Source organism: Pseudomonas sp. NFACC04-2 (assembly GCF_900119265.1).
Classification (GTDB): Bacteria; Pseudomonadota; Gammaproteobacteria; order Pseudomonadales; family Pseudomonadaceae; genus Aquipseudomonas; species Aquipseudomonas fluorescens_AA.
The window spans coordinates 55,286-78,381 of the sequence record NZ_FPJC01000005.1; the positions used below are offsets into that span (position 1 = coordinate 55,286).

Genomic DNA, 23,096 nt, shown 5'->3' on the forward strand with positions numbered 1-23,096 from the left:
TAATCAGGTGTGCTCACCACGCATGCACACCCTCAAAATGAACAGCGCGCTGGCTCAACCGCGACCGGCAAACGGCATGGCCGTGGCCATGACGGTCATGTTCAAGACGTTGGCCGACAACGGCAGGCCTGCGATGTAGCGCACCGCGTCGGCCACGTGCTTGACGTCCACCATCGGCTCCACCGCGATGCTACCGTTGGCCTGACGCACGCCCTTGGTCATGCGCACGGACATTTCGGTGAGGGCGTTGCCGATGTCGATCTGGCTGCAGGCGATGTTGTATTCGCGTCCGTCCAGGGCCAGGGATTTGGTCAGCCCCAGCACCGCGTGTTTACTGGCGGTGTAGGCGCTGCTGAACGGCCGTGGGGTGTGGGCCGAAATCGAACCGTTATTGATGATCCGTCCACCCTGGGGCTGTTGCCGGCGCATCAGGCCGAAGGCACCACGGGCGCACAGGAAAACGCCGTTGAGGTTGGTGTCGATCACGTTTCGCCACTGCTCGAACGTGAGCTCATCCAGCGGCACGGCAGGCGCATTGACGCCGGCGTTGTTGAACACGACGTCCAGGCGTCCGTAGGCCTCGGCGATGGCGACAAACAGTGCATCGACACTGGCCGGATCGCGCACATCGGTGGGTACCGCCAGGGCTTCGCGCCCCTCGCAGGCCGCCAACTCGACCAATGCCTGCAAGGGCTCGGGGCGGCGCCCGGCCAGCACCAGCGTGTAGCCGTCTGCTATCAGGCCCAGGGCCACCGCTCGGCCAATCCCGCTGCCGGCGCCAGTCACCAGAGCCACTTTCAATGTGTTGGACATGTGGATTCTCCTTTCTCGAATTCAGTCAGATAAACGCGGACCGACGCGCATTTGCAGTTCGCCGATGCCATCGATGCCGGCCGTGATGACATCGCCCGGCTGCAGCACATCGACGCCCGCCGGGCTGCCGGTCATGATCAGGTCGCCAGCCCGCAGCGCCACCGATTGGGAAATGCGGGCGATCACTTCACTGACCGACCAGATCTGGCTGTCGAGGCTGTCGCGCTGGCGCTCTTTACCGTTCACGTTCAGCCACAACTCGCCTTCGGGGTGCCCCGCCCGCGACACCGGCACGATGGCCGTCATCGGCGCGGCGCCGTCAAACACCTTGGCGCCCTCCCACGGCAAACCGCTGCGCTTGGCCAGGCGCTGGACATCACGCCGGGTCAGATCCAAACCTGCCGCGTAACCCCACACATAGGCCAGCGCCTGGCTCTCAGGGATGTTGGCGCCGCCCTCCCCGATGGCCACGACCAATTCGATTTCGTGAGCGAACTCCTCGGTCACGGGTGGAAACGCCACGTCGCCGGTCGCCTCCACCACGCAACTGGCAGGCTTCATGAAAAACACGGGTGGGACTCGGGATTCCCCCTGGGTATCGGGCCAAGGGTAGTTGCGACCGACGCAAAAGACCCGGCCGACGGGAAAACGCTGCGGGGTGCCGACAACCGGCAGGGTCACTGGCAGGTCCGGGGTAAAGACATACTCGGGCATGTTCATCCTGGTAAAAGTCCTGATGGAAGCGTCAGCGTACGGCGGCAACCCCTGGCTAAGTTGGAGGAATGCCGCCTCGTATTGGAGAAAAACAGCTTTTTCCGGGCTCAGCGCGCCTTGAGTTCAATGCGATACAAACGGCCAAGCAGCAACGAATAGGACAAGGTGCCGATCAGCGCCACACCGCCGATGAACCAGAAGGCCAAGGCAAATGAGCCAGTCTTGTGAACGATCGCGCCAATCACGATGGGGGTGACAATCCCGCCGATGTTGGCCGCCAGGCTGGTGATCCCGCCGGTCAGCCCGATCAGTTCCTTGGGCGCCACTTCCGACACCGCCGCCCACGAGGACGAAGCGATGCCCTGGGCAAAGAAGGCAGTCGTCAGCACGGCGATGCAGATCACGTTCGAATCGGTGAAATTCACCAGCACGATGGACATACCCAGCATCGAGCCGACCACCAGCGGCAACTTGCGGGCAAAGGACAGCGAATAACCGCGGCGTATCAGCAGATCGGAGACGATCCCGGCGAGCAGGATCCCCACTGTCGCGCCCACGAACGGCAGTACGGCGAAGATCCCGGCCTTGATCATGGTCAGTTGACGCTCTTCGATCAGGTACGTGGGGAACCAGGTGAGAAAGAAGTACAGCGCCGAGGTGCTGGCGAACTTACCGATGCAAATCGCCCAGATCTGCCGATAGCTGAACAGCTCGGCGATCTGCCGCCAGTTGAACCGGGTGCGCTCTTGGCTGCTCTTGACCAGCCCGCCCCCGGCTTCGATGTACTTGAGTTCTTCCTTGCTGACTTTCTTGCAGTTCATCGGGTCGCGATACAGGAACAGCCAAGCCACACCGAAAACGATGCCGAGCGCACCGGTGCTGTAGAACACATGGCGCCAGTCGTAGGTAGTCGCCAGCCACAGCAGCGCACCGGTAAACAGCGCCGTGCCCAGGTACTGGCCGCAGACGTAAATACTGCTGGCAAGGCCCCGTTCACGCGCCGGGAACCACACCGTGACCGCCCGGCTGTTGGCCGGAAACGCCGGCGCTTCCATCGCGCCGACCGCCAGGCGCAGACCGAACAGCGAAGCGAAGCCCGTGGCAAAGCCCTGGCACACCGTGACGGTCGACCAACTGATCAACGACACCCCGTAGGTGAACCGGGAACCGAAGCGGTCGGCGATGAACCCGGCGGGTACCAGTGCAATGGCGTAGGTCCAGGCAAACGCGGAAAAAATCAGACCCATCTCGATCTTGTCCAGGCCCAGGTCCTTGGCGAGGAAGGGTGCGGCAATCGAAATATTCACTCGATCGATGTAGTTGATGATCGTCGCGATCAGCAGCAACGACAGCATGAACCAACGCCGCCGCGACGGCAGGCGCTCAGGCACCACGGCGTCCCGGGCGCTGGCAATTTGGGAGGTGTGGGAATTCGACATGGTGGACCTCATTATTGTTAGAAGCGTCGAAATGTTTACGAGCAGCCGAAACCAATGCCCTCGATGCCGGGGCAGAACAATCGCTACAGGAATGAGAGGCGAACAGCCGGTGTCAGGTGTTCAAAGAGGCCTTGCGACAGGATCTGTCGCAGGAGCGTTCGGGAGGGTCAGCGTAGAACAGGAACAGGCTCATGATGTGCGCACCTTTTGATTGTTTTTGGATGAAGGGTCGGGTTGCGTGGCCCAACAGTGGTCGTACAACCATTCAAAATCAACTGAGGTGTTAGATCATTTTTCCCGGTTGAAACCGTGCCCGAGAAACCTGTCCAAAAAAACAAGATCACTGATGTTTTTAAAATTGTTTTCAATAACAACATAACTAACTGTTTTTAAAGGATAAAAACTATAAATACGAATTTGTCGTTTTGGACAATCAACTACCATCCCTGGGCTAAAGAAAATTCAGTCTCGGCACCCTGTCATCGTATAACGCCTTGAAACTCGGCCAGATGCACCGTCACAATCGTCGTCACCGCCATGCCCCGCAGAGGATTCCCTGGAGATGTCGTCACCGAGCCGAGTCCCCACCTATGTCATGCAGCAACGCAGCGAATTGACGGACTTCTACATCCGCGACAAAAAGGGCCGACGCGCCGAAACCAGCCCGCATCGCCATGAGTACTTCCAGATCCAGATCAACCTCGGTGGCGACACTGTGCAACACATCGGCAACGTCGAGCGTCCGTTTCCACGCAACACCCTGGCCTTCATCCTGCCTCACCGCGTGCATGTGATTCCGCATCCGGCGGACAGCAACTTCATGGTGATCAATTTTTCCCAGACGTTCCTGTTGCCACATTTGCAGTGCGACCCGATGGACCTGGAAGAAGTCTCGATTCTGCTGGCGCCGGAACTCTCGCCGTTTCGTTTCCAGGAGCACCTGGACTTCATTCTCGGCGACGACGATTTCGCCAAGGTATGCGCGTTGATTACGCAGATGCGCGCACTGGACGAGAATCGACAATTCGGCACCCGCGAGATGCTCAAGGGCTTGTTGCTACAACTGATCGGCAGCGTCTGCGCCTTGTACGCCGAGCCGCTCAAGCGCTTGGCCGAAGAAAACGCCGCCGAAGTCAGCCGACGCGATGCGCTGGGCCGGATGTCCGAATACCTGCGCAAGAACATCGCCGACCCGGACCTCAACCTGATCAAAGTGGCGGCGGCGACCTACCTGTCGCCGACCTACCTGACCCACTGGCTGCGCAAGGAAATCGGCAAGACCTTTACCGAACTGGTGCTCGAACGTCGAATGCATGCGGCGCGCAATTACTTGCTCAATGGCACACGGCCCGTGGGCGAAGTGTCGAGGTTGTGCGGGTTTGCCGACGAGGCTTATTTTTCCAGGCGTTTTCGCCAGATACATGGACAGCCGCCGGGGCAGTTCAGGCGCCAGCAGTTGAATCCGGACAGTCCGCAGTTGCCGTTGAACAATGGCTAGGGACTTCCAGGCCATGAGTCGGCGTAGCCAGGTTATCTGTGTCGCCTTCCTGTGAGTGCTTCGCACTCAAGCGGGAGCAAGCTGCCTCGCCACGGATTCATGCACTCTAAAGATCAGCGCAGGATCAACGCCGCCGCTACCGCTATCACACTGATCGAACCCCCTCGCCATGCCATGGGTCTGCTTCTGTATGTCCTCTTTGGAATCTGCTCCTATGTCCCCATACCAAAGCCTCGTTTTCCTGGCACGAGGCGGCTACGCCGCTCGAGGCGTTATTTACCTGATCATGGGTATCTTCTCCCTGCTGGCGGCTCGCGACTCAAGCAACCCGAAAGACAGCCACAGCAGCCTGGAAACGCTATTGAGCCAACCTTTCGGCCACGCCCTGGTAGGCCTGGTGGTGATGGGCCTGCTCGCCTTCGCCGGATGGCGCGTGTTGCAGGCCACTCGCGACGTCGATCATCACGGCAAGGAACTCAAAGGCCTGGTAATCCGCGCAGGCTTGCTGGCGGGCGGGCTCATCAACGGCGCGCTGGCATTCTTCGCGTTAAGCCTGCTTGTCAGCGGGATGAAAAGCTCCGGCGGCTCCGATGGCGGACAGGCCCAGGACCTGCTGGCACGCCTGCTGTCCTGGGACCATTCGAACCTGCTGATCTACCTCATCGCCCTGGTGCCATTCGGGGTGGGCATCGCTCACATCATCAAGGGGTGGAAGGCGACGTTCGAGAAGTACTTTGAAGCGGACGAAGACGTCATGCGCTATGTGCGTCCGGTATCGCGCTTCGGTCTGATCGCCCGTGGCGTCGTCTTCATTGAAATCGCCCTGCTGCTGATCATCAGCGGCTCGACCTACAAGGCCATGGACCCACCCGGCATGAAAGATGCCCTCGATGCGCTGCAGAACCTGCCGGCCGGTGGTGTGCTCTTGATGGCGATGGCGCTGGGTCTGATCGCTTTTTCGGCCTACAGCTTTGCCGAAGCCGCCTGGCGCAAAATCAACATGGATGTGCCCGGCATTTCCCAAACATAGCGCTTACTGCCCAGGCTTCACGCGATGCATTAGGTCGTTCAACGCGTAGGTGTCCAGAAAGGCCTGTACCTCGATGACCTGGCCGTCCTTGAATGTCATATGCCACAAGTAAGTGTTGCGGTAAGGCTTGCGATCCAGGGCCGTTGCCTCACCGTTCCACAGCACCACTACGACATCGTCCTCGGCGACAATGCTTTGGACAGTGGGGGAAATTGGCGTCGCCAGCCGGGCACTGATGGGCCCTACGGCTTGCGCCATTAAATCGGCCTTGCTGTTATACACGCCTGAAACCGGGCTCGATCCGCTGACAGTCCATATGGCGCCGGGCGCCAGCAAGTCGAATACCGTGCCTTTGCCCTGCTGCCAGTTCATGAACGCTTGGCGCACCAGGTTCGTATTGGCCTGAGTCGCTGTTTCCGATGCCCAGACGGGGCTTGATGAAACGATCCAGGACAAAACAACAGCCTGAAGGCTCGAAGCCAAACTCATCCGCGTAGTCATGATGTTTTCTCTCCAACAATGCAGTCGATAAAGGGGAACCTTAACGGCATGCGCTTGGCGGCTGTTGCTCGATGCTGTTGCGGATTTGCCTGATGCTGTTTGGTGAAGGGCCTGGGCGGATATTGTGGATATCGCTGTTTTTGCAGGCGGCAGAAACCACAAAGCCCCTGGTTTTCTTGGAAAACCAGGGGCTTCGTGTGTATCGAATTTGGCGGTGAAGGAGAGATTCGAACTCTCGATACAGTTTCCTGTATACACACTTTCCAGGCGTGCTCCTTAAGCCACTCGGACACTTCACCGTATCTCGGCAAACTGTTCAGTCTGTCGAGGCGCGCTAATGTAGTCGAAAGCTTTTCCGATGGCAAAGGTTTTTTTCAGAATTTTCATGCGGTTAAGCTTGGTTGAACATTTCAAACGCCTCTGGGCAGGGCAAACCGGCCAATCTTCGGGGCTGTACAGGCAATGCTCTATAGATGAAGGCTTGGCGGGATGGGCGGGTCAGGCTGTTTACGGGGCTTGGGGCTGACCGGTGAGTCAGTCACGGTGCTTTACCTGGCCTGCGGCGGTGGGTAACGTCTGCGACACTTCTCTTACAAGGAATAGCGTCATGAGCGACTTGATTGCCTACCGTCTCGAAGACGGTATCGCGACCCTGACCTTGAATAACGGCAAGGTCAATGCCATCTCGCCGGATGTGATTGCCGCGTTCAACGCTGCGCTGGACCAGGCGACGGCGGATCGGGCGGTGGTGATCATTACCGGGCAGCCGGGGATTCTGTCGGGTGGCTACGATCTGAAGGTGATGACCGCCGGTCCCAAGGAAGCGGTAAGCCTGGTCACGTCCGGCTCGACGCTGGCCCGTCGCCTGTTGTCGCACCCCTTCCCTGTCGTTGTCGCTTGCCCGGGGCATGCGGTGGCCAAGGGTGCGTTCCTGCTGTTGTCGGCGGATTATCGCATTGGTGTGGAAGGGCCGTTCAGCATTGGCCTGAACGAAGTGCAGATCGGCATGACCATGCACCACGCCGGTATCGAGCTGGCGCGTGATCGCCTGCGCAAGTCGGCGTTTCACCGCTCGGTGATCAATGCCGAGATGTTCAACCCCCAGGGCGCTGTGGATGCGGGTTTCCTCGACAAGGTGGTGTCGGCCGAGGAACTGCAAGGCGCGGCCCTGGAAGCAGCGCGTCAGTTGAAGAAAATCAACATGTCCGCCCACAAGAACACCAAGCTGAAAGTTCGCAAGGCCCTGCTGGAGACGCTGGACACTGCGATTTTGCTGGATCAGGAGCATATGGGCTGACGCTTGTAGGCGCTGTCGAGCGGAGCGAGGCTGCGATCTTTTGATCTTTCGCTCCGGACTCAATTGTTAATGGAAAGATCGCAGCCTCGCTCCGCTCGTAAGCTCCTACGGGAGCAAGCGCCCTCGCCGCAGATGCCCCCTCCCCTAGAGCGTGGCTTTTTCCTACGCGCCTCGTTTAAAAGTCCGCAACCGCTCTAGGCCGCTTCCCTCACGTAATGTGGATACATGCGCTTAAACATCGTCCATTTCCTACCTCTATAGGGGCAATTGCCGAAAACAGTGCACGTCCGTACACTGCGCCACCTTTTGTCCCGATGGGGCCCGTAGATGCTGTTTGTATTGCGTATGTTGTTGATGGGCCTGCACTTTGTCCTGGCGGGTGTGCTCGGGGTGATTCTGGGTCTGTGCAGACCGTTCAATCCGGACAACAGCCGTTTATGCGCAAGGCTGTACGCTTTGCCGGCCATGTGCATCTTGCGCCTGCGGGTCCGGGCGCAGGTCGACACCCTAGTGGATAAGCCCAACGGCTGCGTCATCATCGCCAACCATCAATCCAACTATGACTTGTTCATGTTCGGCAACGTAGTGCCGCGCCGTACTGTGTGCATCGGCAAGAAGAGCCTGAAATGGGTGCCGCTGTTCGGGCAATTGTTCTGGCTGGCGGGCAACGTGTTGATCGACCGTGGCAACGCGATCAAGGCCCGACGGTCAATGTTGACCACCACCCATACGTTGCAACACGAGGACACCTCGATCTGGGTTTTTCCAGAAGGCACGCGCAATCTGGGCGAAGACCTGCTGCCATTCAAGAAAGGCGCATTCCAGATGGCAATCGCCGCCGGGGTCCCGATTATTCCGGTGTGCGTCAGCAGCTACATCAAACACATGCGCCTCAATCGCTGGCGCAGCGGTGACATCCTCATACGCTCGCTGCCGGCGATTCCTACGGCCGGGTTGAGCATGGATGACATGCCTCGGCTCATCGCCCAATGCCGTGAGCAGATGCGCGAATGCATCGCGGCAATGGACCGGCAGTTGCAAACTGCCTAATGGAAAGCCCGCCCCTCGGCGGGTTTTCTTTTGCCGCCGAACTCCGCAGATTTTGCTGACTCTCAGGCTACAGGGCGCGCTAAGCTGGACATTGCCCGCTATTGCCATTTTTCCAATAAGAAGTGAACCACCATTATGGGTAGAGTCGTTGCTGCTGCGGTTTACAGCGCCGGTAAGAAAATCACCAACATAACCCTCGACGAAGGCAGCGCCTGGGCTGCCAAACCTGGTCATTTTGTATGGATCGGTCTCGAAGAGCCCAGCGCCCTGGAGCTGACCAACCTGCAACGTCAATTCAACCTGCACGAATTGGCCATCGAAGACGCCATGGAGAAACACAGCCGGCCCAAGCTGGAGACCTTTGGCGATGCGCTGTTTATCGTCACGTATTCGCCGATACGCAAGGACGGCAAGCTGCAGTTCATCGAAACCCATATCTTTGCCGGCAAAGGCTACATCATCACCGCCCGCAACGGTCATTCAGCCTCCTACGCCCACGTCCGACAGCGCTGTGAGGCTCGTCCTATCCTGCTGGAGCACGGCGAAGATTTCGTGCTCTACGCCATCCTCGATTTCGTGATCGAAAACTACCAACCGGTGGGTGAAGCCATTCACGCCGAGATCGATGAGCTGGAGCGCAACGTGCTGTGCAGCGCCCTGAATGAGCTAGACATCCAGAACCTGCACAGCTTGCGCCGCGATGTATTGCGCCTGCGTCGTTACGCGGCGCCCATGGTGGAGATCAGCGAGGAGCTGCAGCGGCTGGACTTCCCCTTTATCGACAAGAATATGGGACCGTATTTCCGCGACGTGCAGATCCACGTCACGCGGCAAATGGAAGACTTGGCCACCTTGGCGGACATCGCCAGCCAGACCATTGAAATCGGGGTGTTGCTGGAAGCCTCACGCCAGAGCGTGGTGCAGCGAAAATTTGCAGCGTGGGCGGCGATTCTGGCATTTCCCACCGCAGTGGCCGGGATTTACGGGATGAACTTCGAGAACATGCCGGAGTTGACCTGGCACTACGGCTACTTTCTGGTGCTCGGATTCATTGGGGTGGGATGTACGGCTTTGTGGGCGAGTTTCAAGCGGTCGGGTTGGCTGTAAGCCTGTTCTCCTGGGGAGCTGCGCGGCCTGCATCGCGAGCAGGCTCGCTCCCCACCGCTCATCCCCTGTGGGAGCGAGCTTGCTCGCGATGACAGCGGCACATCCGATATCAACGCCAAACTGATCCACCGCTATCGCGAGCAGGCTCGCTCCCACATTGGAAAGGGGTGATCGTTAGCCTTGGGTGGTTTCGGCCTGCGGCTTGTGTGCGACGAAACGCATCATCCATTCCGCCACCGTGGTGCCGTGATGCTCGTGGGCCAGGCTCGCCACGCCCTGGCTGTAGATCTGCTCGCCGAGGTGTTGCTGACGAATCTCCAGCAAGGCCCGGGAATAATCGTGGATGAACTCCGGGTGGCCCTGGAAGCACAGTACCTGGTCGTTGATGTGGTAGGCAGCGAACGGGCAGAAATCGCTGGAGGCGATGACGGTCGCGCTTTCGGGCAGTTCGGTGACCTGGTCCTGATGGCTGATCAGCAAGGTCAGTTCTTCCATCACCGGACTCATCCACGGCGCCTTGGCGGCGAGTTTGTAGCGATGGGTGCCGACGCCCCAGCCTTGGGTGGCGCGTTCGGTCTTGCCGCCCAGCAACAACGCCAACAGCTGATGGCCAAAGCACACACCGAGCAATTTATCGCCCCGCTGGTAGCGCTCCAGCAGGTAGGTCTTGAGGGTTTGAATCCAAGGATCGGTGCCGAAGGAGTCAGCCTTGCTGCCCGTCACCAGATAAGCGTCGAACTGCTCATCATCGCTGGGGTAATGCCCCTCCATCACGTTGTACACGATGAATTCGGCCGCGATGGGCTGCTGTGAAAACAGGCGCAGGAACATCTGCCCGTAACCCTGATATTGGTCGACCAGTTCCGGACGCAGGATATCGGTTTCCAGAATGCAGACGCGTAGCGACATAAAAAATACCTGACACGATGATGGGAATATTGCACACCCAGAGCCTGCCCTGAAACATGGTTCCAAGGCAAGCCCCTTCCCCCGGTCTGTCAGAACAGTTCGTGCCGGGCGGCTTTCTCCAACAACAAGGCCGGCGGGGAGAAGCGCTCGCCGTATTGCTCGGCCAGATACTGCGCGCGACCGACAAAGTCCTGCAGGCCGTATTGGTTGATGAACTGCAACGCACCGCCGGTCCAGGCCGCGAAACCAATGCCAAAGATCGAGCCGATGTTGGCATCGGCCGTCGACGTCAGCACCCCCTCCTCCACGCAGCGCACGGTTTCCAAGGCCTGGATGAACAGCAGGCGATCACGGATATCCTGAGGCGAAATCTGCCCATCGGCTTGCTCGAAGCGGCTCTTTAGCTGCGGCCACAGGTACTTTTGCCCGTTGGCCGGGTATTCATAAAAACCGGCGCCAGCGGCCTTGCCCGGCCGCTTGTATTCGTTGAGCAGCAAGTCAATCACGGCGAATGCCGGGTGCTCAATCGGCGTTTTCCCTTCTGCGTGCAAGTCCTTGGCGGTTTGCGCGCGGATATGGCTCATCAGGCTGAGGGAAACTTCGTCAGAGATCGCCAGAGGCCCGACCGGCATCCCGGCCTTGCGCGCTTCAGTCTCGATCATCGGCGCACTCACGCCCTCGCCGAGCATGGCGATGCCCTCATTGGTAAAGGTGCCGAACACCCGCGACGTGAAGAAACCGCGACTGTCGTTGACCACAATCGGCGTCTTGTTGATCTGCAGGACAAAATCGAACCCCCGAGCCAACGTCGCGTCACTGGTACGCGCACCCTTGATGATCTCCACCAGGGGCATTTTTTCCACCGGGCTGAAGAAGTGCAGGCCGATGAACTTCGTCGGGTCCGGCACGGCCATGGCCAGGCCAGTGATGGGCAAGGTCGAGGTGTTGGAAGCGATCACTGCGTCGTCGCCCGCCACCGCCTGGGCCGCCGCCGACACGCTGGCTTTCAGGGCGCGATCTTCAAACACCGCTTCGATGATCAGGTCGCAACCGGCCAGATCAGCATTGCTGTCGGTGGTTTGAATCCGCGCCAGCGTGGCTTCGCGCTGCTCGACCGTGAATTGGCCGCGGGCAACCTTTTTATCCAGCAACGCCGCCGAGCGGGCCTTACCCTTCTCGGCGGCCGCCAGGTCGACATCCTTGAGGACCACGGCAATACCGGCCACGGCGCTGACATAGGCGATTCCCGCTCCCATCATGCCTGCACCGAGCACGCCGACTTTTTTCGTCAGATAAGGCGCCACACCTTGTGGGCGAGAGCCACCGGCCTTGATCTCGTTGAGCTGGAACCAGAGCGTACCGATCAGGTTCTTCGCCACTTGGCCGGTGGTCAGTTCGGTGAAGTAGCGGGTTTCGATCAGGTGCGCGGTGTCGAAATCCACCTGGGCCCCCTCCACTGCCGCGCAGAGGATTTTCTCCGGTGCCGGCAGGCAGCCCTGGGTCTTGTTGCGCAGGATCGAAGGGGCGATCGCCAGCATTTGTCCGACTTTCGGGTCGGACGGCGTGCCGCCTGGCAGCCGATAGCCCTTTGCATCCCAGGGTTGCACGACACTGGGGTTGGCCAGAATCCAGGCCCGGGACTTGGCCAGCAGTTCCTCACGATCCTTGGCCAGTTCATCGATCAACCCGGCCCGCAACGCTTGTTGTGCATTGACCTTCTTACCTTCGAGCAGATACGGCAGGGCCTTTTCCAAACCGAGCAGACGCACCATCCGCACCACCCCACCGCCCCCCGGCAGCAGCCCGAGAGTGACCTCCGGCAAGCCGAGCTGTACCGATGGCTGGTCCAGCGCCACGCGATGATGACAAGCCAGGCAGATCTCCCAACCACCGCCGAGGGCCGCACCATTGATGGCCGCCACCACGGGCTTGCCCAGGGTCTCCAAGGCCCGCAGTTGCGCTTTAAGCAGCAGGACCATGTTGTAGAATGCCTTGGCCTCGGGCTTGCCGACCTTGACCAATTCATTGAGATCACCACCGGCGAAGAACGTCTGCTTGGCCGAGGTGATGATCACACCGGCAATCGCGTCCTTTTCAGCCTTCAAACGGGTAACGCAAGCGGCCATGGCCTCGCGGTAGCGCGCATTCATGGTGTTGGCGCTCTGGCCCGGCATGTCCAGGGTCAGGACGACGATCCGGTCCTGGCCGGTTTCGTAACGAATGGCATCGGTCATGAAAAATATTCCTTGAAGTCGGGCTCAGAGGCGTTCGATGACGGTGGCAATGCCCATGCCGCCGCCAACACAGAGGGTCGCCAGGCCATAGCGCAGGCGACGCGCCTCCAACTCGTCGAGCAACGTGCCAAGGATTGCGCAGCCGGTGGCCCCCAAGGGATGCCCCATGGCGATGGAGCCACCGTTGACGTTGACCTTGGCGGGATCGATGGCCATGTCCCGGATGAACTTGAGTACCACCGAGGCGAAGGCTTCGTTGACTTCGACCAGGTCGATGTCCTCCACCCGCAGCCCGGCCTTGGCCAGCGCCTTGCGGGTGGCCGGCGCCGGGCCGGTAAGCATGATGGTCGGGTCGGTACTGGTGACGGCTGTGGCGACGATCCGTGCCCGGGGTCGCAGGCCCATGGCGCGCCCCTTGGCTTCGGAACCGATCAACATCAGCGCCGCGCCATCGACGATGCCGGAACTGTTACCCGGCGTGTGCACATGATGGATGCGCTCGACATGGCTGTAGACCCGTAGCGCCGTGCCGTCGAAGCCCATCTGGCCCATGGCTTCGAAACTCGGCTTGAGCTTGCCCAGGCCTTCGAGGGTGGAGTCGGCGCGGATGAATTCGTCGTGGTCCAGCAATACGATGCCATTCTGGTCCCGCACGGCGACCAGGGATTTATCGAACGAACCGTCGGCCCGGGCGCGTGCCGCTTTTTGCTGGGAGTGCAGCGCGTAGCTGTCGACATCCTCGCGGCTGAAGCCTTCCAGGGTGGCGATCAGATCGGCGCCGATGCCCTGGGGAATGAAGTGGCCCTGCAGGTTGGATTGCGGGTCCAGCGCCCACGCACCGCCATCGCTGCCCATGGGCACCCGGGACATGGATTCGACGCCGCCGGCCACCACCAGGTCTTCGAACCCGGAACGCACCTTCATCGCCGCCAGATTCACAGCTTCCAGGCCCGAGGCGCAAAACCGATTGAGTTGCACCCCCGCCACGCTGACATCCCAGTTGGCCACCAACGCTGCGGTCTTGGCGATATCGGCACCTTGCTCGCCCACGGGCGTCACACAACCGAGCACGATGTCGTCGACCTGGCTGGTGTCCAAATCCATGCGCTGCTGCAATGCACTGAGCAGGCCACCCACCAGGTTCACCGGCTTGACGCTGTGCAGGGCGCCATCAGCCTTGCCCTTGCCACGAGGCGTGCGTAATGCGTCGAAAATCAAAGCTTGAGTCATGACATCCTCGAAACCACGGGGTAATGCGATGCCTCCAACCATAAGCCCAGCGGCGCCGGATTCAATGACCACAGCGCTCAATGGTGTTGACGGCCACGCTCAGACGAACGGTAGCGAGCTATCGGGTTAACCGATTCAGGAGGGCAAGCTGTCTAGCAAAAGGGCCAGCAGGAAGGTGGCAATAGGCCTCATACCGCTTTAATAGCGATATTTGCCAAGTTGATACGAATTGGATCTAAGTCAAGGCGGCCGCGGCCCCTAATGTAATCCTTGTACAAGTTAGTCGTCGGGTTTTGCCGAGGCACTTGTCGAACAGGAAGTGCAACGCCAGCCGTCATGGATATGCAGGCTGGTTTTCAGGACATAACAAAAAAGGCGGATCAGCCATGTTCAAACATTCGAAAGTTCGTCAAGCCGGACTCATTCTCTTTGCCACGACGCTGCTGTTGATTTTGCCGAATATCACCAAGGTGATTGGCTGAATCCTGCGCGGAGGCCCCTGCTTCATCCAATACGTTGTGTCGCCAAAAAAATGTGATGGGTTCACTGTTCGAGCTGCGATGGCTGTGCCAACCTTTGCGGCCCCCCCTCGACATGGAAGGCGATCGACTTGAAAGCTCTCATTGTGTTCGGGGCGTTGCTGCTCAGCACGCCCCTTTATGCCGCGCAACTGGTGCTGGAGTTGGGCGCGAGCACGCGTACCTGGCAAACCGAAGAACTGCTCAAGCATCCAGACGCTCAAACGGTCCAGATTGCTGAGGACGTTTCCTACAAGAAACCCATGAGTTATCGAGCCGTGCCGCTGACGTCCCTGTTGACGGGCATCCACCCGGACGACCACCTGCAGGCCGTTGCCCTGGACGGCTTCGCTGCCGAGATGCCCGCGGCGCCATTACTCAACAAGAACGGGGCCCGGGCCTGGTTGGCGATCGAAGACCCGGCCAAGCCGTGGCCGTCGCTGGGGGAAGGCAAGTCCAGTGCCGGGCCTTTCTATCTGGTCTGGACCGACCCGCAGGCAGGCCGCATCAGCCCGGAACAATGGCCCTATGCGGTGGCGAGCATCAAGCACCTGTCGGCGGTGGCTGAACGCTTCCCGGCCCTGCTACCAGCGCCCAACCTGGCCAAGGACGACCCGATCAATAAAGGTTTCGAGCTGTTCCAGAAGAACTGCCTGGCGTGTCATCGGCTCAATGGCGCTGGCGATGCACAGTTCGGCCCTGACCTGAACATCCCTTTCAATCCCACCGAATACTTCTCCGGGGATTTCCTCAAGCGCTACATTCGCGACCCGCAAGGCCTGCGACACTGGCCCCAGGGCAAAATGCCTGGCTTCTCGGCAGCGGTGTTGCCGGATTCGGACCTGGATTTGCTGGTGGGTTACTTGAAGCATATGGCGGGGCGCAAGCAGCCTCTGGCTCCATGAGATCGCTTTTGTGGCGAGGGAGCTTGCTCCCGCCGGGCTGCGCAGCAGCCCTTGACGAGCTCGCGAGCACTTCGCACTCGAGCAGGAGCAAGCTCCCTCGCCACAAAAGCTCGTTCGCCAGGTGATTACTGGATTTGCACAGTGATCGCTGGGGCGCCGGGGGTCTCGATCATCCTGGCATGCATCTGCTCGCCACCACCGCCGCGGCGCATGCCACGCACCGGGCAGGCGTCAAGGTAATCCAGGCCCACGGCCAGTTTCAGGTGGCGCTCCGGGCGAGCCAGTTGATTGGTCACGTCGAAGCTGTACCAGGCGTCGTCCAGCCAGGCCTCTGCCCAGGCGTGGCTCGCCAGGTGCTCGCTCTCTTCGCTGAACAGATAACCCGACACATACCGCGCCGGCACGCCCAGGCTACGAGCGCAGGCCAGGAAAGCATGGGTATGGTCCTGGCACACCCCGCTACGACCGGCGAACGCCTGGGCTGCACTGGTCTCGACTGCCGTGGTGCCAGGGGTGTAGATCATGTGCTGGTTCAACCCATGCATCAGGTCGATCAACGCTGTGCGGTCGCGACGCTGCTGGCATTGCTGCGCGGCGAAGGTTCGAAGCGCCTCGTCCGCCTCGGTCAACCGGGTGAAACGCAGGAATGGCAGTGCGGACTGGCTCTCGTGTTCGGCTTCGCGCAACGGATCGATATCCACCTGTCCGCGGGCGCCGATGATGACCGTTTCGTGGGGCTCATCCAGGGTCAGCACGTGCAGGATGTTGCCAAACGGATCCAGTTGCGCCCGCACCGGCCGTGGCAAATCAAGCTGCCAGCTCAGCACATGCTGGCGTTCACTGTCGTGGGGCGTCAGGCGCAGGTACTGGATGCTGGCACGAACCTGATCTTCATAGTGGTAGGCCGTTTCGTGGCTGATCGAGAGTCTCATATGACCTCCAGGTAGGAACTGTGAATGGTGTTGCCCAGTTCACGGACCAGTGGGATGAATTCGGTGAGCCAGGCATGCAGGCCCCCATCGAGGATTTCGTTGATGCCGGTGTAGCGCAGGCGCGCGTCCATTTCCGCCGCCAGCCGTTGTGCCTGCCGACCGTTGGTGCCAGGCAGGCTCGCGAGGATCTGGTCGATTTCTTCAGTACAGGCACGCAGCGAGCGCGGCACGTCGGCGCGCAACAGCAGCAACTCAGCCACATGGCGAGCGCCCGGGGCCTCACGGTAGATCTCGGTGTAGGCCTCGAAGGACGACAAGGCCCGCAACAAGGCGCTCCATTGGTAGTAGGCGTGGGCCGTGCCGTCGCTGACGGCGTCGGCCTGGTCGCCGGCCATTTCGTAGCGGGCATCGAGCAAGCGCAGGGTGTTGTCGGCCCTTTCGATAAAGGTCCCCAGGCGAATGAACCGGAACGCGTCGTTACGCATGATGGTGCCGTAGGTCGCGCCACGAAACAGGTGCGAGCGCTCCTTGATCCACTCGCAGAAACGGCTCATGCCGTAGCGATTCAAGCCTTGCTCGCCGATACCGCGAATTTCCAGCCAAGTGGCATTGATGTTTTCCCACATGTCGGCGGTGATCCGGCCACGTACCGCATGGGCACTGGCCCGCGCGGAACCGAGACAGCTGTAGATGCTGGCCGGGTTGGCCGCTTCCAGGGCAAAGAAATGCAGCAGGCGCTCGGCGTGCAGATCGCCGTGTCGCTCCCGGTAATCGTCCAGGGTGCCAGTGATCAGCAATGGCATGGCCAGTTCGTGCAGACCGTCGCCACGCCCGTCCTGGGGCATCAGTGACAACGAATAACTGACGTCGAGCATCCGCGCGAGGTTTTCCGCCCGCTCCAGGTAGCGCGACATCCAGTACAGGTCCGAGGCGGTTCTACTCAGCATGGCAGCTCCTCAATCCTCGACCACCCACGTGTCCTTGGTACCGCCGCCCTGGGATGAATTCACCACCAGGGAGCCTTCGCGCAGCGCCACCCGTGTCAGCCCGCCAGGGACCACGCGGGTCTCGCGGCCGGCGAGCACAAACGGGCGCAAGTCAATGTGACGTGGGGCGATGCCGTTTTCGACAAAGGTCGGGCACGTCGAGAGCGACAGCGTCGGCTGGGCGATGTAGGCGTGCGGCTTGGCCTTGATCCGCTCGCGAAAGGCATCGATTTGCGCCGTCGTCGCGGCCGGCCCCACCAGCATTCCATACCCGCCGGAGCCCTGGGTCTCCTTGACCACCAGGTCGGGAAGATTCGCCAGCACATGGGAGAGCTCTGCAGGATTACGGCACTGCCAGGTGGGAACGTTCTTCAGGATCGGCTCTTCGTCCAGGTAAAAACGGATCATGTCGGTGACGAACGGATACACCGACTTGTCGTCCGCCACCCCCGTGCCGATGGCATTGGCCAGCACCACGTTGCCGGAACGGTAGGAGGACAACAGCCCCGGTACGCCGAGCATCGAATCCGGATTGAAGGCCAGTGGATCGAGGAACGCGTCGTCGAGGCGACGGTAGATCACATCCACCGCTTTCGGCCCGTCGGTGGTGCGCATGAACACTTTGTCATCCCGCACGAACAGGTCAGCGCCTTCCACCAGCTCCACACCCATCTCCCTGGCCAGGAATGCGTGCTCGAAAAATGCACTGTTGAAACGCCCCGGCGTCAGTACCACGACGCTGGGGTCGTCCAGCGGACTGGAGCTTTTCAAGGTGTCGAGCAGCAGGTTCGGATAATGATCGATGGGGGCGATGCGCTGGGCGGCGAACAGTTCGGGAAACAGGCGCATCATCATCTTGCGGTCTTCGAGCATGTAGCTGACACCGCTGGGCGTACGCAGATTGTCTTCGAGCACGTAGTAGGTGCCGTCACCGTCGCGTACCAGGTCGACACCGCAAATGTGCGCGTAGATGTCACGGTGCAGATCGAGCCCTTGCATCGCCAGTTGGTACTGCTCGTTGGCCAGCACCTGTTCGGCGGGGATGATGCCGGCCCGGATGATCCGTTGTTCGTGGTAGAGGTCGGCCAGGAACATGTTCAGCGCCTTGACCCGTTGAATGCAGCCACGTTCGACTACCCGCCATTCGCTGGCCGGGATGCTGCGCGGGATCGTGTCGAACGGGATCAGGCGCTCGGTGCCCTGCTCGTCCCCGTAGAGCGTGAACGTAATGCCGGCACGGTGAAACAACAGGTCGGCTTCGCGCCTGCGTTGCGCCAGCAGTTCGTCAGGCGTGTCGGCCAGCCAGCGGGCAAACGCCTGGTAGTGCGGGCGGACCTGGCCGTCGGCATCGTACATTTCATCAAAACCGCTGCGGATCATGCCGTGCTCCTTGTCACCCTGGCAGCAAGGCTTCGCAAGCCCCGTGCCATCGGCATAAACGCTTTATGATCAACGGGTTGGAATCTCCATTGAGAGGCCGCGCACTTTTATAGTGCGACAAATGCCCCCAACCCGCTGCCCCCCGCTTCATTGCGACGCAGGGGCGTCGCTCTCCTGAGCATAGCCATGGAAAAACGAAGCGGCTTGGCCTGGATACAGTTAGGTACAAAACCTGGGGGGAGTGATTGCGGTGGGTCAGCTTGCATCCAGGTTGGATGTACCGATGCCATCGCGAGCAAGCTCGCTCCCACAGGATTCGTGGGAAGTTAGACATGAAAACGGCCGACACAAAGGTCAGCCGTTGCTGTGGTTGCGGTGAGTGACTGTCAGGCCTGCAGGCGCCGGATCTCTTGCTTGACGCCCCAACCCTCGATAACACCCCCCAAGGGTTCGACAACTGCCTCGAAGTCTTGCTCGAAGTCGCCAATATCATCGTAAGTGGCGTACATCACCCGGCTCAGTTCCAATGACCAAGCCCCGTCGTCCCGTGCACTGATCTGCGCATTCAACGATTCGCCCCGAAAATGACCTGCCGCCCTGCGCGCCCGCTCCTCGTCCGGGAAAATGGCGTAGAACTCAATGGGATGGAATCGGGAAAAATCGAAACCGCCTTCTTTCATGCGGCGCAATACGCTGGTGCTGATGTCTTCTTGATAGGCTGTGCTCATGAAACGTCCTCCTAAAACCGATGGATAGACTTTCCGTCTTCCCGTGCGTGAAGCCTTCAGGCTGCAAGCGATACGGCATCAAATGGCCGTCGGGACACAAGCATGTAGCTGACAAGACCGGACCTTGGCGATCCTTTCGCTGATCTCAATTGCAGAGTAGCCGCAAGTGATGGCCACTGCCAAGCGAGACCAGCCACCGTTTCATGAAATCGGTGTAATGCTGAGGATTTCGATACTGTTTTGAGACTTGAGATTCTTGACTGTCGGGTCTTCGGTGCGATCCACCAAGTCGTTGAGGTCCAATTGGCTGAGCACTGGGAGCAACCTTTCACGAATCAGTTGGGCGGCCTGCTCCATGGTGGGTTTATGGTCATAGTCGAACTGCTCGACGGTGGTTTCACCGTGATCGTCAATGAAAGTGATTTCCCACTTTTGCATCAGTGTCTCCTTGATCAATTCAGGGCCTGGCTTACCTTTATCTCGACATTGAGGGGCGGACAATCGTTCCGCTGGGTGCTTGGACGGCACACATGAAAAGACCGCCTCGGGGGCGGTCTCTTTTTGTGCGGCCTTGGCCAATCACTTTTCGGCGCGTTCCTTCAGGGCCTTGAGGGTGTTGAACGGCGCGTCCACCACGAACTTGTTCGCCAGCCAGGACGGCACGTCCCCGCCCGGTTCGGTGTGAACCTGATAAACCACTTCAATCTGGTCCGCGCCCTTTGGCGTGAACTTCCAGAAGCCGTCGACCTGGGCCACCCGTACGAAACCTTGCTCTTCAGGCAGGTATGTCGGCACGCCCTTGAGCTTGCGGGTCAGGCTGCCGTCGGCCCCCTCCTCGGTGGTGACTTCCAGCACCGAGTCCCGCGGCGTCACCGGCCATGGCGTGTTGAATTGGGTATAAGTCCAGCTCTTGTCGCCTTCGTGCTTGAGCAGTTTCTGGCTCTTGCACTCATGAATCCAGGCGCAAGCGCCGGGAACGTCTTCCTGCAGGGCCCGCAGCTTGGCCATGGTGGTTTTCATCACCGTCACGCCGCGATAGGCCTTGTACTTGGAGCCCCCCACTTCACTGAGGGAAACCTTGATACCTTCCTTTTCCTTGGCAACCTGCCAGTCCTCTGCCTGGGCGGTGGCCGTCGCCAGCAACACGGTCAACCCACACAACACAGCCATACGATGCAGCGAACCCATAGTTTTTTCCTTATTGTCCAAGTTCGTTCATTTCGGATCTGTTCATTGACCCGTTACGCTGCCGTGACTTGCTCCCACCAACCGATCAAGCGGATGGCCTCTTCACGGCTGCCGCCGCACACCTCGATGTCGGCTTCGAATGCCGAGCACACCGCCGGACGCTCCGGCTGGCCGAAGATCCGGCACAGGTTATCGACCGACAGCTGCACACAACGTTCTCCCGCCGGTTTGCCTCGGGGCATGCCAGGGATAGGTGAGCTGATGGAAGGGGCGATGCAACAGGCGCCACAGCCTTCACGGCACTTCATGACGACAACATCCTCGCGGCGGGTAATGATGAGTAACAGAAGACAGAGTAACGGCTAAAACACTCGTTTTAAATTACCGTCTGCGTGTTTTTTTGCCGCTGGCCAAATGACCGAACGGTCAGCGACGAGCTGCATGCCAGTGAAAGGCTTACTGCTTGAATTCGAAATCCAGCGCTGCGCCTTCCACCTCGTTGCGCTCCTGATTGCGTAGCGGCAGTTGCATTTCATTGCTCAACAACCGGCCATTGAGCTGGAACGGTCCGGGTTTATCTCCGAACATGGACGGCAATAGCGGTTCGCGCTTGAGCGGCGCTACCTTACCCGGTGGCTGCAGGTCCTCGACCAGGTCATGGGGCAGGCTCAGGTCCAGCTTGGCCGGCGGCAATGGAGTCTTGGCGACCTCGCGGGCGGATTTGCTCTTGGAGGCAATGGGCGCACGCTTTTTTTTCTTCGCCGCAGTCGCCTTTTTAGCGGACGGCTTCTTGGCCACTGCGTTTTTTTTCGGCGCATTCTTCGTGGCACTGACGGCCGGTTTTTCCTGCGCCGGAGCCGCCACGACGACGCCTCCCATTTGGAAGGCACTGAACAGGCCGATCAAAACCCAGACAACAGGAACATTGGCTTTCATAGACACAACGGCACTGACGGCAGAAAAGCCCATGCTCGCCTGATAATGAGGCGCTGACAAGCACATCAAGCTAAGCCGCTGATTCCTATAGAAACCCGTTGGCCGTTTCTTGGCACAATTGAGTCGCCAACAACCCCAGCGTCATCAAGGCCCGCTCTGCCTCACGGTTCCAGGGGGTACCGCAGTTCAAGCGAATGCAGTGGTTGAACTGCTCGGTGTTACTGAAAATCAGCCCTGGCGCGATACTGATGCCTTGTTGCAACGCCCGCACATGCAATTCCTGGGTATTGACCCGTCCCGGCAGGCTGACCCACAGAATGAAACCGCCATTGGGACGGCTCATTTGCGTGCCTTCGGGGAAGTACTGTTGCACCGCCAGCTGAAAGGCACTGAGGTTCTTGCGGTACTCCTGGCGGATATAACGCAGGTGCCGGTCATAGCCGCCGTTTTCCAGATAGGCGGCAATGCCCATCTGCGTGACGCTGCACGCCGAGTGAGTGCTGAAGGTCTGGAGCCGCTGGATTTCCTGCTGGAATTTCCCCGCGATCATCCAACCGATGCGCACACCTGGCGACAACGTCTTGGAAAAACTCGAACAGTAGATCACCCGGTCCAGCCGATCATAGGCCTTGAGGGCCTTGGTGCGACCCTGCTCGAACATCAGCTCGCCATAGATATCGTCCTCGACGATCTGGATGTCGAAGTCCGACGCCAGGCGCAGCAGTTGCTTTTGCCGCTCTTCGGGCATGGTGCTGCCAAGGGGATTGCTCAGGCGCGTGGTCAGCACCAGCGCCTTGATCGACCACTGGTTGGCCGCCAATTGCAAGGCCTCCAGGCTCATGCCGGTGACCGGATCGCTGGGGATCTCGATAACCTTGAGGCCCAGCAGATCCGCCAGTTGCAGCAAGCCGTAATAGGTTGGCGACTCGGCGGCGATCAAGTCCCCCGGCCGCGTCAGCACCCGCAAGGACATCTGCAGCGCATCGACGCAGCCGTGGGTGATCACCACTTCGGAAGGGTCCACCACGACACCGGCATCGCGCATGCGAATCGCCACTTGTCGCCGCAACGGCTCGAAGCCCGGACTGAACATGTAGCTGAACGCCCGTGGGCTATGGAAACGCGTGACCTTGGCCAACTGCTGATGCAAGGCCCGGACAGGCAGGTAGTCGACACTCGGCACCGCCGCGCCCAGGGGGAACACCCCTTCGCGACGCGACTCGACCAATACCTGCTGGATGATGCTGCTGCGCGTCACCAGCCCTGGGCGCTCTACCCGGGCAATGTCCGGCGTCGGTGCCGTCAGGGCCGGTGTCTGGTGCACGTAGTAGCCCGATTGCGGCCGTGCGCGAATCAGCCCCTGATCTTCAAGGTTCGCGTAGGCCTGCAACACTGTGGCGTGGCTGACGTTAAGCTGCGAACTCATCTTGCGCACCGAAGGCACGCGTTCACCGGGCTGATACACACCGCGCCGGATGTCTTCAGCCAACTGTTGAGCAATACGTTGATAGAGCAGGAGGTTGGTCATGACGCAGCACTCGATTTCACGGGCATTTTATTCTTGTCGGAAACGATACCGGAACAGTTTAGAAGTGTACTGGGACAGTTGCCAGATTACTCGACAGTACAGTGGAGTGACAGCTCTAACTGTACTCATCGCGCATCGATTGCAGGGCCAAAAAAACCCGGCGCCTTCTACAG

General features: G+C 59.9%; 22 protein-coding genes and 1 tRNA gene. 6 read left to right on the forward strand and 17 right to left on the reverse strand.

The features are described 5' to 3' along the window. Positions 1 to 54: 54 nt before the first annotated feature. The 3 genes from BT125_RS09005 to BT125_RS09015 form a co-directional block, all read right to left on the reverse strand. Positions 55 to 813, reverse strand: coding sequence for an SDR family oxidoreductase (locus BT125_RS09005; RefSeq protein ID WP_072406237.1), 759 nt, complete (start codon positions 811 to 813; stop codon positions 55 to 57). A gap of 21 nt (positions 814 to 834) precedes the next feature. Next, complete coding sequence (locus BT125_RS09010; protein ID WP_072406239.1) at positions 835 to 1,533, reverse strand: fumarylacetoacetate hydrolase family protein; 699 nt, start codon at positions 1,531 to 1,533, stop codon at positions 835 to 837. A gap of 101 nt (positions 1,534 to 1,634) precedes the next feature. Continuing rightward, positions 1,635 to 2,966: an MFS transporter gene (locus BT125_RS09015; RefSeq protein ID WP_072406241.1), complete on the reverse strand. Its 1,332-nt coding sequence runs from the start codon at positions 2,964 to 2,966 to the stop codon at positions 1,635 to 1,637. A 562-nt stretch (positions 2,967 to 3,528) separates the two neighbouring features. Between BT125_RS09015 and BT125_RS09020 the strand changes: the two genes are divergently transcribed. Both BT125_RS09020 and BT125_RS09025 read left to right on the forward strand, forming a co-directional pair. Next, positions 3,529 to 4,464: a helix-turn-helix transcriptional regulator gene (locus BT125_RS09020; RefSeq protein WP_072406243.1), complete on the forward strand. Its 936-nt coding sequence runs from the start codon at positions 3,529 to 3,531 to the stop codon at positions 4,462 to 4,464. 214 nt (positions 4,465 to 4,678) lie between these two features. Next, positions 4,679 to 5,494, forward strand: coding sequence for a DUF1206 domain-containing protein (locus tag BT125_RS09025; RefSeq protein ID WP_072406244.1), 816 nt, complete (start codon positions 4,679 to 4,681; stop codon positions 5,492 to 5,494). A gap of 3 nt (positions 5,495 to 5,497) precedes the next feature. Here the strand turns inward: BT125_RS09025 and BT125_RS09030 are convergent, their stop codons facing one another. Then, positions 5,498 to 5,995, reverse strand: a complete 498-nt coding sequence (locus BT125_RS09030) for a nuclear transport factor 2 family protein (protein WP_256573744.1) — start codon at positions 5,993 to 5,995, stop codon at positions 5,498 to 5,500. 209 nt (positions 5,996 to 6,204) lie between these two features. Further along, a tRNA-Ser gene (locus BT125_RS09035) sits at positions 6,205 to 6,294 on the reverse strand. A 308-nt stretch (positions 6,295 to 6,602) separates the two neighbouring features. Here BT125_RS09035 and BT125_RS09040 point away from each other — a divergent pair. The 3 genes from BT125_RS09040 (at position 6,603) to BT125_RS09050 (ending at position 9,449) form a co-directional block, all read left to right on the forward strand. Continuing rightward, on the forward strand, positions 6,603 to 7,292 hold the full coding sequence (locus tag BT125_RS09040) for a crotonase/enoyl-CoA hydratase family protein (RefSeq protein ID WP_072406246.1): 690 nt from the start codon (positions 6,603 to 6,605) through the stop codon (positions 7,290 to 7,292). A 327-nt stretch (positions 7,293 to 7,619) separates the two neighbouring features. Then, a complete protein-coding gene (locus tag BT125_RS09045; RefSeq protein ID WP_072406248.1) occupies positions 7,620 to 8,342 on the forward strand; it encodes a 1-acylglycerol-3-phosphate O-acyltransferase in 723 nt (240 codons plus the stop codon). A gap of 135 nt (positions 8,343 to 8,477) precedes the next feature. Continuing rightward, positions 8,478 to 9,449 carry a magnesium and cobalt transport protein CorA gene (locus tag BT125_RS09050; RefSeq protein ID WP_072406250.1) on the forward strand — a complete coding sequence of 324 codons (972 nt, stop codon included), beginning with the start codon at positions 8,478 to 8,480 and terminating at the stop codon, positions 9,447 to 9,449. Positions 9,450 to 9,623: 174 nt separating this feature from the next. Here the strand turns inward: BT125_RS09050 and BT125_RS09055 are convergent, their stop codons facing one another. From BT125_RS09055 to BT125_RS09065, 3 genes are all read right to left on the reverse strand, one after another. After that, positions 9,624 to 10,358, reverse strand: coding sequence for an amidotransferase (locus BT125_RS09055; RefSeq protein WP_072406253.1), 735 nt, complete (start codon positions 10,356 to 10,358; stop codon positions 9,624 to 9,626). Between the two features lie 89 nt (positions 10,359 to 10,447). After that, positions 10,448 to 12,592 (reverse strand): 3-hydroxyacyl-CoA dehydrogenase NAD-binding domain-containing protein, encoded by a 2,145-nt coding sequence (locus BT125_RS09060; RefSeq protein ID WP_072406255.1) that lies wholly within the window; start codon positions 12,590 to 12,592, stop codon positions 10,448 to 10,450. 24 nt (positions 12,593 to 12,616) lie between these two features. After that, positions 12,617 to 13,822: an acetyl-CoA C-acetyltransferase gene (locus BT125_RS09065; RefSeq protein WP_072406257.1), complete on the reverse strand. Its 1,206-nt coding sequence runs from the start codon at positions 13,820 to 13,822 to the stop codon at positions 12,617 to 12,619. A 610-nt stretch (positions 13,823 to 14,432) separates the two neighbouring features. Here BT125_RS09065 and BT125_RS09070 point away from each other — a divergent pair. Further along, a complete protein-coding gene (locus tag BT125_RS09070; protein ID WP_072406259.1) occupies positions 14,433 to 15,245 on the forward strand; it encodes a c-type cytochrome in 813 nt (270 codons plus the stop codon). 125 nt (positions 15,246 to 15,370) lie between these two features. Here the strand turns inward: BT125_RS09070 and BT125_RS09075 are convergent, their stop codons facing one another. The 9 genes from BT125_RS09075 to BT125_RS09115 form a co-directional block, all read right to left on the reverse strand. After that, positions 15,371 to 16,177 carry a transglutaminase family protein gene (locus BT125_RS09075; protein WP_072406261.1) on the reverse strand — a complete coding sequence of 269 codons (807 nt, stop codon included), beginning with the start codon at positions 16,175 to 16,177 and terminating at the stop codon, positions 15,371 to 15,373. Beyond that, entirely contained in the window at positions 16,174 to 17,124 is a 951-nt protein-coding gene (locus BT125_RS09080; protein WP_060741265.1) for an alpha-E domain-containing protein, read from the reverse strand. Before BT125_RS09080 ends, BT125_RS09075 begins: the two co-directional genes overlap by 4 nt. Before the next feature lie 9 nt (positions 17,125 to 17,133). After that, positions 17,134 to 18,543 carry a circularly permuted type 2 ATP-grasp protein gene (locus BT125_RS09085; protein ID WP_060741264.1) on the reverse strand — a complete coding sequence of 470 codons (1,410 nt, stop codon included), beginning with the start codon at positions 18,541 to 18,543 and terminating at the stop codon, positions 17,134 to 17,136. 386 nt (positions 18,544 to 18,929) lie between these two features. Further along, on the reverse strand, positions 18,930 to 19,271 hold the full coding sequence (locus tag BT125_RS09090; protein ID WP_003179463.1) for a ribonuclease E inhibitor RraB: 342 nt from the start codon (positions 19,269 to 19,271) through the stop codon (positions 18,930 to 18,932). A gap of 201 nt (positions 19,272 to 19,472) precedes the next feature. After that, positions 19,473 to 19,709: a hypothetical protein gene (locus BT125_RS09095; RefSeq protein ID WP_072406264.1), complete on the reverse strand. Its 237-nt coding sequence runs from the start codon at positions 19,707 to 19,709 to the stop codon at positions 19,473 to 19,475. Positions 19,710 to 19,850: 141 nt separating this feature from the next. After that, positions 19,851 to 20,459 carry an START domain-containing protein gene (locus tag BT125_RS09100; protein ID WP_072406266.1) on the reverse strand — a complete coding sequence of 203 codons (609 nt, stop codon included), beginning with the start codon at positions 20,457 to 20,459 and terminating at the stop codon, positions 19,851 to 19,853. 53 nt (positions 20,460 to 20,512) lie between these two features. After that, positions 20,513 to 20,767: a YkgJ family cysteine cluster protein gene (locus BT125_RS09105; protein WP_072406268.1), complete on the reverse strand. Its 255-nt coding sequence runs from the start codon at positions 20,765 to 20,767 to the stop codon at positions 20,513 to 20,515. A 148-nt stretch (positions 20,768 to 20,915) separates the two neighbouring features. Then, entirely contained in the window at positions 20,916 to 21,395 is a 480-nt protein-coding gene (locus BT125_RS09110; protein ID WP_072406595.1) for a translation initiation factor 2, read from the reverse strand. Between the two features lie 85 nt (positions 21,396 to 21,480). Further along, positions 21,481 to 22,923, reverse strand: coding sequence for an aminotransferase-like domain-containing protein (locus BT125_RS09115; protein WP_072406270.1), 1,443 nt, complete (start codon positions 22,921 to 22,923; stop codon positions 21,481 to 21,483). Positions 22,924 to 23,096 lie beyond the last annotated feature (173 nt).